This window comes from Polymorphospora sp. NPDC051019 (assembly GCF_040683055.1).
GTDB lineage: Bacteria > Actinomycetota > Actinomycetes > Mycobacteriales > Micromonosporaceae > Polymorphospora > Polymorphospora lycopeni.
Genome location: NZ_JBFBCH010000004.1, coordinates 387,137 through 399,996, shown reverse-complemented (window position 1 = coordinate 399,996; position 12,860 = coordinate 387,137). Strand labels below are relative to the sequence as shown.

The 12,860-nt window shown below is 70.4% G+C and carries 15 protein-coding genes; 1 reads left to right on the top strand and 14 read right to left on the bottom strand.

Features of this window, described 5'->3' with window-relative positions:
- Positions 1-22: 22 nt before the first annotated feature.
- Both AB0M79_RS11020 and AB0M79_RS11015 read right to left on the bottom strand, forming a co-directional pair.
- Entirely contained in the window at positions 23-1,702 is a 1,680-nt protein-coding gene (locus tag AB0M79_RS11020) for an ATP-binding cassette domain-containing protein (RefSeq protein WP_364210838.1), read from the bottom strand.
- A gap of 43 nt (positions 1,703-1,745) precedes the next feature.
- Positions 1,746-2,351 carry a methyltransferase gene (locus AB0M79_RS11015; RefSeq protein ID WP_364210835.1) on the bottom strand — a complete coding sequence of 202 codons (606 nt, stop codon included), beginning with the start codon at positions 2,349-2,351 and terminating at the stop codon, positions 1,746-1,748.
- Between the two features lie 1,027 nt (positions 2,352-3,378).
- On the opposite strand from AB0M79_RS11015, the gene AB0M79_RS11010 reads away from it, so the two are divergent.
- The gene (locus AB0M79_RS11010) at positions 3,379-4,074 is read left to right on the top strand and encodes a hypothetical protein (protein ID WP_364210832.1); all 696 of its coding nucleotides are present in this window, start codon (positions 3,379-3,381) and stop codon (positions 4,072-4,074) included.
- Here AB0M79_RS11010 and truA read toward each other — a convergent pair.
- From truA to secY, 12 genes are all read right to left on the bottom strand, one after another.
- Positions 4,059-4,895 carry a tRNA pseudouridine(38-40) synthase TruA gene (gene truA, locus AB0M79_RS11005; RefSeq protein ID WP_357534080.1) on the bottom strand — a complete coding sequence of 279 codons (837 nt, stop codon included), beginning with the start codon at positions 4,893-4,895 and terminating at the stop codon, positions 4,059-4,061. The two genes, AB0M79_RS11010 and truA, sit on opposite strands and share 16 nt — an antisense overlap.
- 73 nt (positions 4,896-4,968) lie before the next feature.
- Entirely contained in the window at positions 4,969-5,541 is a 573-nt protein-coding gene (gene rplQ / locus AB0M79_RS11000) for a 50S ribosomal protein L17 (protein WP_364210829.1), read from the bottom strand.
- A 31-nt stretch (positions 5,542-5,572) separates the two neighbouring features.
- Entirely contained in the window at positions 5,573-6,595 is a 1,023-nt protein-coding gene (locus AB0M79_RS10995) for a DNA-directed RNA polymerase subunit alpha (RefSeq protein WP_357534084.1), read from the bottom strand.
- A gap of 180 nt (positions 6,596-6,775) precedes the next feature.
- A complete protein-coding gene (rpsD, locus tag AB0M79_RS10990; protein ID WP_357534086.1) occupies positions 6,776-7,402 on the bottom strand; it encodes a 30S ribosomal protein S4 in 627 nt (208 codons plus the stop codon).
- A 13-nt stretch (positions 7,403-7,415) separates the two neighbouring features.
- The gene (gene rpsK / locus AB0M79_RS10985; protein ID WP_007073011.1) at positions 7,416-7,823 is read right to left on the bottom strand and encodes a 30S ribosomal protein S11; all 408 of its coding nucleotides are present in this window, start codon (positions 7,821-7,823) and stop codon (positions 7,416-7,418) included.
- Positions 7,824-8,008: 185 nt separating this feature from the next.
- Positions 8,009-8,389 carry a 30S ribosomal protein S13 gene (rpsM, locus tag AB0M79_RS10980; protein WP_357534088.1) on the bottom strand — a complete coding sequence of 127 codons (381 nt, stop codon included), beginning with the start codon at positions 8,387-8,389 and terminating at the stop codon, positions 8,009-8,011.
- Positions 8,390-8,564: 175 nt separating this feature from the next.
- Positions 8,565-8,681: a 50S ribosomal protein L36 gene (gene rpmJ / locus AB0M79_RS10975; RefSeq protein WP_212822987.1), complete on the bottom strand. Its 117-nt coding sequence runs from the start codon at positions 8,679-8,681 to the stop codon at positions 8,565-8,567.
- A gap of 95 nt (positions 8,682-8,776) precedes the next feature.
- Entirely contained in the window at positions 8,777-8,998 is a 222-nt protein-coding gene (gene infA / locus AB0M79_RS10970; protein WP_007073013.1) for a translation initiation factor IF-1, read from the bottom strand.
- A 243-nt stretch (positions 8,999-9,241) separates the two neighbouring features.
- Entirely contained in the window at positions 9,242-9,781 is a 540-nt protein-coding gene (locus AB0M79_RS10965) for a DUF1707 domain-containing protein (protein ID WP_364211009.1), read from the bottom strand.
- Between the two features lie 89 nt (positions 9,782-9,870).
- Positions 9,871-10,722 carry a type I methionyl aminopeptidase gene (gene map, locus AB0M79_RS10960; protein WP_364210821.1) on the bottom strand — a complete coding sequence of 284 codons (852 nt, stop codon included), beginning with the start codon at positions 10,720-10,722 and terminating at the stop codon, positions 9,871-9,873.
- 72 nt (positions 10,723-10,794) lie between these two features.
- The gene (locus AB0M79_RS10955; RefSeq protein WP_357534092.1) at positions 10,795-11,448 is read right to left on the bottom strand and encodes an adenylate kinase; all 654 of its coding nucleotides are present in this window, start codon (positions 11,446-11,448) and stop codon (positions 10,795-10,797) included.
- The gene (gene secY, locus AB0M79_RS10950) at positions 11,449-12,792 is read right to left on the bottom strand and encodes a preprotein translocase subunit SecY (protein WP_357534093.1); all 1,344 of its coding nucleotides are present in this window, start codon (positions 12,790-12,792) and stop codon (positions 11,449-11,451) included.
- Between the last annotated feature and the right edge of the window lie 68 nt (positions 12,793-12,860).

Sequence of the window (12,860 nt, the reverse complement as noted above, 5' to 3'; positions counted from 1 at the left end):
CGCGAGCCTATGCGGGACGGTGTCAGGCGACGTCCCAGACCGGTTCGGGCACCTCGACCACCTCGCCGTCGCCGCGGAAGAGGACGAAGCGGTCGAACGACCGGCTGAACCACCGGTCGTGGGTCACCGCCACCACCGTGCCGTCGAAGGCCCGCAGCCCCTCTTCGAGTGCCTCGGCGCTGGCCAGGTCGAGGTTGTCGGTCGGCTCGTCGAGCAGCAGCAGGGTCGCCCCGGACAGCTCCAGCAGCAGCACGAGGAACCGGGCCTGCTGACCGCCGGACAGCGTGCCGAACCGCTGGTCGCCCTGCCCGGCCAGCTCGTAGCGGCCCAGCGCCGCCATCGCCGCGTGCCGGTCCATCCCGTCCCGGTGGTCGTCGCCGCGCCACAACACCTCGACCAGGGTCTTCGCCATCAGTTCCGGCCGGTCGTGGGTCTGTGAGAAGTGACCGGGCCGCACCCGGGCCCCGAGCCGTACAACACCGTTGTGCGCGACCGGCGCCAGTGTCACCCCGACGTCGACCGGCACGTTCGCCGGGTCGGGGTCGGTGCCGCCGCGGGCGAGCAGCCGCAGGAAGTGCGACTTCCCGGTGCCGTTGGCGCCGAGGACCGCGACCCGGTCGCCGTACCAGATCTCCACGTCGAACGGGTACGTCAGGCCGTCGAGTTCGAGCTGCTCGCACATGACGGCCCGCTTGCCGGTACGGCCGCCGGTGAGCCGCATCCGGACGGCCTGGTCCTTCGGCGGCAGCGGCGGCGGGCCGGCCTCCTCGAACTTGCGCAGCCGGGTCTGCGCCGCCTGGTAGCGCGACGCCATCCCGTCGTTGTACGCGGCCTTCTGCTTGTACATCAGCATCAGCTCACGCAGCTTCTGGTGCTCCTCGTCCCATCGCCGCCGACGTTCCTCGAGCTGGTCGTGGCGGGCGACCCGGGCCTCGTGCCAGCTCGCGAACCCGCCCGGGTGGGTCCAGGCGCTGCCGCCCTCGACGGCGACGACCCGGTCGGCGGTCTGGGCCAGCAACTCCCGGTCGTGCGAGACGTAGAGCACGGACTTGGCCGACTCGCGCAGCCGCCGTTCGAGCCACCGCTTGCCGGGTACGTCGAGGAAGTTGTCCGGCTCGTCGAGGAGCAACACCTCGTCGGTGCCACGGAGCAGCAGTTCGAGCGCGAACCGCTTCTGCTGCCCGCCGGAGAGGGTGCGCACGGGTCGGTCCCGGACGGCGTCCCACGGCTGGTCGAGCACGATCGTGGCGACGGTGTCGAAGACCACCTCGGCCTCGTACCCGCCGGTCTCGCCCCAGGCGGCCAGCGCGTCGGCGTACGCCATCTGCGCCTTGCCGGCCGCGTTGCTGTACTTGCCGCGCGCCTCGGCGGTGCGCAGCGCCGCCTCGGTGGCGACCAACCGCCGGCCGGCGTCCCGAAGCACCGGGGCGGCCAGCGACAGCGCCAGGTCGAGCAGTGTGGTGTCGTCGCCGATCATGCCGATGAACTGGCGCATCACGCCCAGCCCGCCGGACCGGGCGATGGCACCGGTCTGCTGCGTCAGGTCGCCGGCCACCATGCGCAGCAGCGTTGTCTTGCCGGCGCCGTTCGGGCCGACCAGGGCGACCTTGGCGCCCTCACCGACCCGGAACGACACGTCGGCGAACAGTTGGCGGCCGTCGGGCAGCGTGTGCGCGACCCCGGCGACGTCTACGTAACCCACCGGGGCATCGTGCCCGAACCGACCGGTCCGGCGACAGCGGGTTTCAGCGGGTCACCCGCAGTACCCGGTAGCCCTTCTGGCTGGCGTGCCGGTCGACCCGGAAACCCTGCTCGACCAGCCAGCGGTGCAGCGAGTCGCCGCCGAGGTGCCGGGCCACGACGAGCCAGCCGACCCCGTCCGGCGCGAGCCGGGGCAGCCAGCGGGTGAGCATGGCGTGCAGTTCGGCCTTGCCGATCCGGATCGGCGGGTTCGACCAGATCTGGGCGAAGACGATGTCGTCGGGTACGTCGTCGGGCGCGGCGACCCGGACCCGGTCGGCGACGCCGATGCGAGCCGCGTTCTCGCCGGCGAGTTCCCGGGCACGGGCGTTGACATCGACGGCGTGGACGGTGGCGGCCGGCGCGACGGTCGCCAGCGCGCACGCGATCGGCCCGTAACCGCAGCCCAGGTCGAGCAGGTGGCCGGTGGTACCGGCCGCGGGCAACTCGCCCTTGCGCAGCAGTACGGCCGTGCCGGGGTCGAGCCGCCCGGCGGAGAAGACGCCGCCGGTGGCGACCAGGGTGAGACCGTGCCCCGCCACGGTGAACTCGATGTCGCGGCGCTGATCGGGGCTGGTCGGTTCAGCGGTGAAGTAGTGGTCGCCGGTCACGTCAGGCATTCTCGCCCACGGCGTACCCGGCACCGCCCCTGGCTCCTGCGGTGCGAAAAGTACTGTTCATGCAGAAGGTCCACTCTTTCGATTGACGCAAAACCTCAAGTGCGGTAAGGGATCTCCAACCTCCGTTACCCTGACCGGCATGGTGTACGGGCACCGGCCGCACCCCGACGGACGTCCATCCCCGCCGGGCCGCGAGCACGCCCCACCCAGCCCCTACGCCCGGTTCAGCCGGTCACCCCAACCACCGTCCGGCCCACCCGACGAGGCGGCCGACCCACGCCGCCCGGCCGCTTCCGATGGCCGCAAACCGCCCCGGCCGCACCCGCCCCCGGCCGGCACCGGGTCGATCGCGGACTACCTGCCCAGCTACCTGCCTGCCGAGCCCCCTACCTCCGGCCACCGCCGTCGCCCGGCCACCGAGCCGTACGCACCTCCGGACGACCGACCCGCGGTCCCGCGCGGTCCCGCGAACGACCCGTCACCGGCGGGTCGTCGCCGGGCCTGGGCCGACGCGGACACCCCACCTGCCCCGACACCCCGGCCGGCACGGACGGCCCAGGGACGGCCCGGCCCGGTCCCCCCTCCCGCACGGACGCCCCCCGACCGCCCGGCGCCGTCACCCGTGCCCCGGCGCCAGCCGGCACCGCCCGGCCCGCCCCGGGCCCTCCCACCGTCGCCCGCCCCGACCCGTGCCCTGCCACCGGCGCCGGGTTCCGCCCGCCCGGCCCTGCCACCGGCAGCTTCCGCCCGCGCCCTGCCACCGGGTCCCGCCCGCGCCCTGCCGCCGGGTCCCGCTCGCGCCCTGCCACCGGGTCCCGCCCGCGCCCTGCCACCGGCACCGGGTCCCACCCGGTCGGGCCCGCCACCGGCGGGTTCACCGGCCGGCCCCGCCCGGCCCCGGCCCGGGCCCCGGCCAGCCCCGGCACCCGAACCCGGGCGGGACACCACCATCGGCGGCCCTGTCGCCAACCGCCCCTCGGCGAAGGCGAAACTCCAGGCCCTGATAAGCGGGATCGCCGTGGTGGTGCTGCTCGGCGTCTGCGGCCTCACCTCCTACTTCCTCGTCGCCGACGAGCGCAAGGGACGCGACGCCCGCGCCGCCGGCGGCCCGGCCGCCGCACAGCCGCGCGACATCACCTCACAGGCCGTCGATCCGGCGCCGCTCACCGTCGAAGAGGTCTTCCCCACCGCCGACCTCGTCATCAACCCGAAGGAGCCGCCCTACCAGGTGTTGAAGACCGAGGTGGCGCCGGACTGCGCGGGCGCGGCGGGCGGCGGCATCGCCGAACTGCTCGGCGGTGCCGGCTGCACCCAGGTCGTACGGGCCACGCTCCGGTCGCCGAGCGGCGAATACCTGCTCACCGCCGGGATCTTCAACCTGGTGGACGAGGCCGCCGCCGGCCGGGTCCACGAAGGCATCAAGCCGCTCGTCGCCGAGGAGAGCGGTCGCTTCCAGGGCATGGTCGCCGGAGCCGGCACCGAACCCGTCGTCCACTCGTCGGGCCAGGTCGGCTGGCATTTCCGGGGTCACTTCCTGGCGTACGCGGTCATCGCGAAGGCCACCGGCGACGAGATCGATCCGGGCGACCAGCACGCCCGGCAGATCCTCTACGACGTCATCGAGCTACACCTGCGCGGCACCGTGCTGGAGCGCCGGGCGACCGTCGCCGACGGGGAGGCCGGGCCGGCGGCCGCGACTCAGCCCGGTAGCTGAGGCTCGACCCGCAACCGGCGGGTGGTCTCGGCCCGGCTCGCGTACGCGGCGGGGTCCTCGGGATAGCCGACCGCGACGAGGGTCAGCCCGTGCGCCGGCGCCACGGTCACCTCGCTGGACCGTTCGCGGTGCCGCAGCAGGCCGGCCGGCCAGTCCGGCGGGCGGCGCCCGTCGCCGACGACGAGCATCGCCCCGACCAGGCTGCGCACCATCGACTGGCAGAACGCGTCGGCCTGCACGGTCGCGACCAAAATGCCGGCGGTGTCGCGTCGCCAGTCCAGGCGGGTGACCTCGCGCCGGGTGGTGGCGTTCTCCTTGCGCCGGCAGTACGCCGCGAAGTCGTGCTCGCCGACCAGGCCGGCGGCGGCCGCGTTCAACCGGTCGAGGTCCAGCGGCCGGGGCCAGGCCAGGATCTCGTGCCGGCGCACCGGCTCGACTCCGTGCGCGGCGTCGGTGACCAGGTACTCGTACCGGCGGTAGGTGGCCGCGAACCGCGCGTCGAAGTCGTCGGGGACGGCGGTGGCCGCCCGTACCCGGACGTCGCCGGGAAGCATGCCGGACAGCCGGCGGACGAGCGTGTCGGCCCGGTCGGCCCAGGCCGCGGCCGGCAGGTCGACGTGGCACACCTGCCCGGAGGCGTGCACGCCGGCGTCGGTCCGGCCGGCCACGGTCAGCCCGGTCACCGCCTCCGGGCCGAAGATCCGGTGCAGGGTCTCGGCCAGGACGCCGGCGACCGTACGCCGCCCGGGCTGTGCCGCCCAGCCGGAGAAGTCGGTGCCGTCGTACGCCACGTCCAGCCGTACCCGGGTTCGTCCGTCCACTTCGTACTCCTGAAATGACCGGGCCCGGCACCCCGTGGCGGGGTGCCGGGCCCGGTGTGCCTTGCTGGGCGGATTACTTGGTGTCTTCGCCCTCGGCCTTGTCGCCCGGGCCCTCCGCACCGTGGTCGCCGGACGCCGACTCCGGCGCCTCGGCGTCCTGGTCCGCTTCGGCGGCGGCCGGCTTGGTCGCGGGCTTCTCCGCCTCGGCGGGGGCGAGCGCCTCGACCTTGTCCTGCTGGGCCGCCTTGCGGGCGGCCGACTTCTTGCCGCCGCCGGACTCCGCGACGACGAGCTCCTCGACCAGCTCGATGATCGCCATCGGGGCGGCGTCACCCTTGCGCGGACCGGTCTTCACGATCCGGGTGTAGCCACCGGGACGGTTGGCGTAGCGCGGCGCGATCTGGTCGAACAGCGTGTAGACCACGTCCTTGTCGCGTACGACGGTCAGCACCCGCCGACGTGCGGCCAGGTCGCCGCGCTTGGCCTTGGTGATGAGCTGTTCCGCGAGCGGGCGCAGCCGCTTGGCCTTCGTCTCGGTCGTGCGGATCTTGCCGTGCTGGAACAGCGCGGTGGCCAGGTTGGCCAGGATGAGCCGCTCGTGCGCCGGGCTGCCGCCGAGGCGGGGGCCCTTGGTGGGCGTGGGCATTGTTGGTGCTCCTCAGTATTGGCAGCGGATCTTAGAGCTGCTCGGTCTCGCGGTAGTCGTCGGTGTCGTAGTCAACCTCGCCGAAGGAGTCCACGACGTTCGCCGGGTCGAAGTTGGGCGCCGAGTCCTTCAGGCCCAGCCCCATGCCGGCGAGCTTCATCTTGACCTCGTCGATCGACTTCTGACCGAAATTCCGGATGTCGAGGAGGTCGGCCTCGGTACGCCCGATGAGTTCACCAACGGTGTTGATGCCCTCGCGCTTGAGGCAGTTGTAGGACCGTACGGTCAGGTCCAGCTCCTCGATCGGCAGCGCCAGATCGGCGGCGTGCTGGAGGTCACCCTGCGACGGGCCGATGTCGATGCCCTCTGCGGTCTCGTCCAGCTCGCGGGCCAGGCCGAAGAGCTCGACCAGGGTCGAGCCGGCGGACGCGATCGCGGTCCGCGGCCCGATCGACGCCTTGGTCTCGACGTCGATGATCAGGCGGTCGAAGTCGGTGCGCTGCTCGACACGGGTCGCCTCGACCCGGTAGGTCACCTTCAGCACCGGCGAGTAGATCGAGTCGACCGGGATGCGGCCGATCTCGGCGCCGGCCTGCTTGTTCTGCGCGGCCGTCACGTAGCCGCGGCCCCGCTCGACGGTCAGCTCCATGTCGAGCCGGCCCTTGCCGTTGAGGGTCGCGAGCTTGAGGTCGGGGTTGTGCACCGAGACACCGGCCGGGGGCTGGATGTCACCGGCGGTGACGTCGCCCGGGCCCTGCTTGCGCAGGTACATGCTGACCGGCTCGTCGACCTCGGAGCTGACGCTCAGTTCCTTGACGTTCATGACGAGCTCGACCACGTCCTCCTTGACACCGGGGATCGTGGTGAACTCGTGCAGCACGCCGTCGATCTTGATCGACGTGACCGCCGCGCCCGGGATGGACGACAGCAGCGTACGCCGCAGCGAGTTGCCGAGCGTGTAGCCGAAGCCGGGCTCCAGCGGTTCGATGGTGAACCGGGACCGGGTCTCGCTGATCGACTCCTCGGTGAGGGTCGGCCGCTGGGTGATGAGCACTGCGTTCTCCTTGTGTCGGGGCGCCCACCATTTGACGCCCGCAACCAATGTGGTGTGGAGCGGCCCCGCCGGCTCGCGCCGGCGGGGCGGTGCTCCGGACCGGCCCTGACGGGCCGGGTGAGCCCCCGGTCGACCCGTCGGGTCGGTCGGGGCGCCGGTCGGCCACGAGGGCCAGCCGGACTACTTGGAGTAGAGCTCGACGATCAGCTGCTCCTGGACCTGCGTGTCGATGACCTGGCGGGCCGGGAGCGAGTGCACGAGGATCTTCATCTGGCTCGGGATCGCCTCGAGCCACGCCGGAACGGTGCGCGAGCCGGCCTCGGCCTGCGCCACGATGAACGGCGTCATCTCCTTGGACTTCGCCCGGACCTCGATGATGTCGTGCTCCTTCACGCGGTACGAAGGAATGTCGACCTTCGTGCCGTTGACCGTGAAGTGGCCGTGCTTGACCAGCTGGCGGGCCATGTCTCGGGACTTGGCGTAGCCAGCCCGGTAGACCACGTTGTCGAGCCGCGACTCGAGGATCTGGAGGAGGACCTCACCGGTCTTGGCCTGCTTGGCCACCGCCTCCTCGTAGTAGCCGCGGAACTGCCGCTCGAGCACGCCGTAGACGCGGCGGGCCTTCTGCTTCTCGCGGAGCTGGAGCAGGTACTCGGTCTCCTTGGTCCGACCACGGCCGTGCTGGCCGGGCGGGAAGGGACGCGATTCGAACGGGCACTTCGGCCCGTCGCACTTGCTGCCCTTGAGGAACAGCTTCATCTTCTCGCGCCGGCAACGACGGCAGTCGGCACCCGTGTAACGAGCCATCTCTATCTACCTCTCAGACCCGGCGACGCTTCGGCGGACGGCACCCGTTGTGCGGCTGCGGCGTGACGTCGGAGATCTGCCCGACCTCGAGGCCGACGGCCTGCAGCGAACGGATGGCGGTTTCCCGGCCGGAGCCGGGGCCCTTGACGAACACGTCGACCTTGCGCATGCCGTGCTCCATCGCCCGACGGGCAGCCGCCTCGGCGGCGAGCTGCGCGGCGAACGGGGTCGACTTGCGGGAGCCCTTGAAGCCCACCTGGCCAGCGGAGGCCCAGGAGATGACCGCACCGGTCGGGTCGGTGATCGACACGATGGTGTTGTTGAAGGTGCTCTTGATGTGCGCCTGCCCGTGGGCGACGTTCTTGCGTTCCTTGCGCCGGACCTTCTTTACAGCGGCTCCGGCACGAGCCTTAGGTGGCATAAGTCAGTGCGCTCCTGTTTGTTTCCAAAAGATCGGTTGCTGATCGCACGGCCGTTCTCGGCGGCTCGCCGCCGTGCTCTTCGACGGCGAACGACCCGTCTGACCCCGTCAACTTCCGTAGACCCCAGATCGGTAGCGGCCCGGTCAACCACGACGGCGGACGACCACCAAATCCGATCGAGGACCTACTTCTTACCGGCCTTCTTCTTGCCGGCGACGGTCCGCTTCGGGCCCTTACGGGTACGGGCGTTGGTGCGGGTCCGCTGCCCCCGGACGGGAAGACCACGGCGGTGCCGGATGCCCTCGTAGCAGCCGATCTCGACCTTGCGGCGGATGTCGGCGGCGACCTCGCGGCGCAGGTCGCCTTCAACCTTGTAGTTGGCCTCGATGTGATCGCGGAGCTGGACGAGCTCCTCGTCGGTGAGGTCCTTGGTGCGCTTGTCGGGGCTGATGCCGGTCGCGGTCAGGGTCTCGATCGCGCGGGTCCGGCCGACCCCGAAGATGTAGGTGAGCGCGATCTCCAACCGCTTGTCGCGGGGGAGATCGACGCCGACTAGACGTGCCATGTGCGGGCGTACTCCTCGTGTTTTCCTCACGGAGGTCTGTGCCCGACCCACCCCGCCTGCCCAGACGGGCCCCGGCCTCCGACCGGGGGTCTGCCGCGCGTGTGCGCCCTCAGGGGCGAAACTCCCGCGGCTGGGACGAGCTTGTTCGGTTGTGCGATCTGCCAGCGGCAGGGACTCAGCCCTGGCGCTGCTTGTGGCGCGGGTCGGTCTTGCAGATGACCATGACCCGGCCGTGCCGCCGGATGACCCGGCAGTTGTTGCAGATCCTCTTGACGCTCGGCTTGACCTTCACGGTTTGCCTTACTTCCCATCTACACCCGGCGACGCGACGCGTCACGCGCCGGACTTCGAGGACGGACACGGGGACATCCCGGCCGTCGTCAGGTGTTACTTGTAGCGGTAGACGATGCGCCCGCGGGTCAGGTCGTAGGGCGAGAGCTCGACGACTACCCGGTCCTCGGGCAGGATGCGGATGTAGTGCTGCCGCATCTTGCCACTGATGTGAGCCAGCACCTTGTGACCGTTGGCCAACTCCACCCGAAACATCGCGTTCGGCAGTGGCTCGATGACCCGGCCTTCGATTTCAATGGCCCCGTCTTTTTTCGGCATGTCCTCCGCTGTCCTGACGTCGGTTTATCCGGATGGCACACAACACCTTTCACGGACCACCCCGCCCGCGGGGGACATGCCCCTCGCGACGTGGAACGATCCGCGCCAGCCGCGGCTCCAAGACCCACCGGAAGCGCGGGGTGGGCATGATGGAGTGGACGCTGTGCGCCGATCAGCCAGTGTACGCGCGCCCAGGTATCGACGGCAAACCGAGGTCTTGGTCCCCCGACCGCAGGTCGCGGTTCAGTCGTCGTCCTCGCCCTCAGATTCCTTTTGTGCCTTTTTGCGCGCTTTCTTCTCCGCTTTGGCCTGCCGCTTACGGGCTTCCTTCGCCGCCCACTTCTGCGGCTCGCCGGTGACCAGCCCGCTGATCGTGATCGCGATCAGCACCGCCCCCCACGGCCCGGCCACCCATCCCGGCCAGAAGTAGATCAGCTCCTGGCTCATCAGGCAGATGACCGCCCAGATGCCGACCACGATGCCGACCGTGAGGCCGTAGCCGTCCCACGTGTCGGCCAGCCAGCGCCGCGTCGCGTGCGGATAGCGCCCGTCCGCCTCGGGCGCCACGAACTCGCCCTTCTCCCCGATCGGCACGAGCTGCGCCTTCGCCGCGGGGATGGTGCCCGGCAGGTCCGAAAGCAACCCGTCAAGATCGGCGTACGTCTTCGCGAGGTAGACCTGCTGTAGCCGTTCGTCGTATTCGTGCAGTTCAAGCCGGCCTTCGCCCAACGCGACCCGGAGTTGCTCGGCGACCGCCTCCCGATCGGAGTCCGCCGCGCGCATGTCTTCACGCCGATCCATGCCTACGAGGATGCCACCTCCGCCCCAGGAGGTTCGCGCCGGTCGACCGTCCGTGCCGCCGGGCGTCGCCGTCACGCCGGCGACGACGTCGCCGGCTGTCGCGCGGTCACCAGATCGCCCAGCCGGCCCCGGCCGCCGTCCGGTGCGGTCAGCACCCAGATGCCGTCGTCGAGGATCGCCGAGGAGTGCTCGACGTGCGCCGCGACCGACCCGTCCCGGGTGACCACGGTCCAACCGTCGGCCAGCTCGGCGGTCTTGGGCGATCCCATCGTGATCATCGGCTCGATCGCCAGCGCCATGCCCGGCACCAGCGCCGGGCCACGTCCCGGCCGGCCGTGGTTGAGCACGTGCGGGTCCTGGTGCATCTCGGTCCCGATGCCGTGCCCGCCGTACCCGTCGACGATGCCGTAACGGCCGCCCTTGCGAACCGCCGTCTCGACGGCATGGGAGATGTCGGTGAGCCGCCCCCGGCCGGCGGCGGCACCCTGGGCCGCCGCCGCGATACCCGCCCACATCGCGTCCTCGGCGACCTCGGCCATCCGCAGCAGGGCCGGGTCCACGTCGCCCACGCCCACCGTGATCGCCGCGTCCCCGTGCCAGCCGTCGAGTACGGCCCCGCAGTCGATCGAGATGAGATCGCCGTTCCGCAGTACCTGGCGCGGTGACGGGATGGCGTGCACGATCTGCTCGTTCACCGAGGAGCAGATCGTGGCCGGGAACCCGTGGTAGCCCTTGAACGAGGGGACCGCCCCCGCGTCCCGGATCACCGACTCGGCGATCGCGTCCAGATCGGCCGTGGTGATCCCGGGCGCCACCGCCTCGCGCATCCGGGCCAGGGCAGCCGCGACGACCAGCCCCGCGGCACGCATCAGGTCGATCTGCTCAGGGGTCTTTAGCTGGATGTTCAGCCGCTGACGGCGCATTGGAGGTATCGGGCCTTCCGTTGACGGTCGCGGCGCGTGCCGAGGAACCGGTACGCGACCACTTGATCGAGCCTAACCGCCGTACGACCGCAGTGCGTCGATAGCCCGTACCGTGACGTCTTCCACCGGCCCGGTCGCGTCGATACCGACCAGCTTGCCCTGGGCGCCGTAGTAGTCGACCAGGGGCGCCGTCTTGTGCGCGTATTCGACCAGCCGCTCGGCGATCGTCTCGGCCTTGTCGTCGTCACGCTGGAAGAGGTCGGCGCCACACCGGTCGCAGACCCCTTCCCGCGTGGTCGCGTCGAACTCGACGTGCCAGATCTTGCCGCAGCCCCGGCAGGTGCGCCGGCCGGAGAGCCGCCGGATCACCTCGTCGTCGTCGACGACCAACTCCATGACGAGGTCGAGCGCGGTCCCGAGGTCGGCGAGCAACTTGTCCAGGGCCGCGGCCTGCGGGGTCGTCCGGGGGAACCCGTCGAGCAGGAACCCCTCGGCAGCGTCCGGCTCGGCGAGCCGGCCCCGGACCATGTTGATGGTGACCTCGTCCGGGACCAGCTTGCCCGCGTCCATGTACCGCTTGGCCTCGACTCCCAGCGGGGTGCCCTGGGAGACGTTGGCCCGGAAGATGTCCCCCGTCGAAATCTTGGGCACGGACAGGTGAGCGGCGATGAACTCCGCCTGGGTCCCCTTCCCCGCCCCCGGGGGGCCAACCAGAACCAGTCTCATTTACCGCAGGAACCCTTCGTAGTTCCGCTGCATGAGTTGACTCTCGATCTGCTTCACGGTTTCCAATCCGACGCCGACCATGATGAGCACCGCGGTGCCACCAAACGGGAAGTTCACGTACTGGTCGCTGTTGAGCCAGATGAAGAAGAAGTTCGGCAGGATCGAGATGAGGCCCAGGTAGAGCGCGCCCGGCAGGGTGATCCGGCTCAGGATGAAGTCGAGGTACTCCGCGGTCGGCTTGCCCGGGCGGATGCCGGGGACGAAACCGCCGTACTTCTTCATGTTGTCCGCGACCTCGGTCGGGTTGAACGTGATCGAGACGTAGAAGTACGTGAAGAAGATGATCATCAGGAAGTAGACCGCGATGTAGATCGGGCTACGCGGGTCGGCCAGGTTGTTCTGCACCCAGATCTGGACGTCGCCCGGGTCGTTCGGGTCGAAGAACTGAAGGCCGAGCTGGGGCAGGTAGAGCAGCGACGAGGCGAAGATGACCGGGATGACACCGGCCTGGTTGACCTTCAGCGGGATGTAGGTCGAGGTACCGCCGTACATCCGGCGGCCGATCATCCGCTTCGCGTACTGCACCGGGATGCGGCGCTGCGCCTGCTCGATGAAGACCACCGCGGTGATGACGATCAGCACCAGGGCGATCACGAGGGCGAACATGCCCCAACCGTTGGTGGTCTTGATCGACCAACCCTCGCTGGGGAGCCGGGCGGCGATCGAGGTGAAGATCAGGACCGACATGCCGTTGCCGACGCCGCGGTCGGTGATGAGCTCGCCGAGCCACATGACCAGGCCGGTGCCGGCGGTCATCGTGATGACCAGAACCGTGACGGTGAGCCAGGTCGGCAGACCGGTGCCGGTGGGGATGATCGCGAACTGCGGGTCGGTCTGCGGGCAGTTGCCCTGGAAGAGCTGGCCGGAGCGGGCCAGCGCGACGAAGGCCGACGCCTGGAGCACACCGAGCCCGAGAGTCAGGTAGCGGGTGTACTGGGTGATCTTCGCCTGACCGGACTGGCCTTCCTTGCGAAGCTGCTCGAGTCGCGGGATCACGACTGTGAGCAGCTGCAGGATGATCGAGGCTGTGATGTACGGCATGATGCCGAGCGCAAAGACCGACAGCGAGAGCAGCGCTCCACCGGAGAAGAGGTTCAGCAGTGTGAAGACACCGCTGGTCTCCCCGTTCTCCATGGCGTCGATGCAGTTCTGCACGTTGCCGTAGGACACGCCGGGGCTGGGGATCGTCGCGCCGAGCCGGTAGATCGCGACGATAGCCACTGTAAACAGCAGCTTCTTGCGCAGGTCAGGCGTGCGGAACGCACTGCTGAAGGCGGAGAGCAACTCTTTCCTCCTGCGCGAGGCGGGCCGCCGGCTGAGTCAGTGGCGGTCAGGGTTGGTCCCGGGCGGGT

Coding starts and splice junctions, on each gene's coding strand:
- AB0M79_RS10965 (WP_364211009.1), bottom strand. CDS start 9,781: ATGCGCGCGGCGGACTCCGATCGGGAGGCGGTCGCCGAGCAACTCCGG.
- rpsK (WP_007073011.1), bottom strand. CDS start 7,823: ATGCCACCTAAGGCTCGTGCCGGAGCCGCTGTAAAGAAGGTCCGGCGC.
- infA (WP_007073013.1), bottom strand. CDS start 8,998: ATGCCGAAAAAAGACGGGGCCATTGAAATCGAAGGCCGGGTCATCGAG.
- map (WP_364210821.1), bottom strand. CDS start 10,722: ATGCGCCGTCAGCGGCTGAACATCCAGCTAAAGACCCCTGAGCAGATC.
- rpsM (WP_357534088.1), bottom strand. CDS start 8,389: ATGGCACGTCTAGTCGGCGTCGATCTCCCCCGCGACAAGCGGTTGGAG.
- AB0M79_RS10955 (WP_357534092.1), bottom strand. CDS start 11,448: ATGAGACTGGTTCTGGTTGGCCCCCCGGGGGCGGGGAAGGGGACCCAG.
- rplQ (WP_364210829.1), bottom strand. CDS start 5,541: ATGCCCACGCCCACCAAGGGCCCCCGCCTCGGCGGCAGCCCGGCGCAC.
- rpsD (WP_357534086.1), bottom strand. CDS start 7,402: ATGGCTCGTTACACGGGTGCCGACTGCCGTCGTTGCCGGCGCGAGAAG.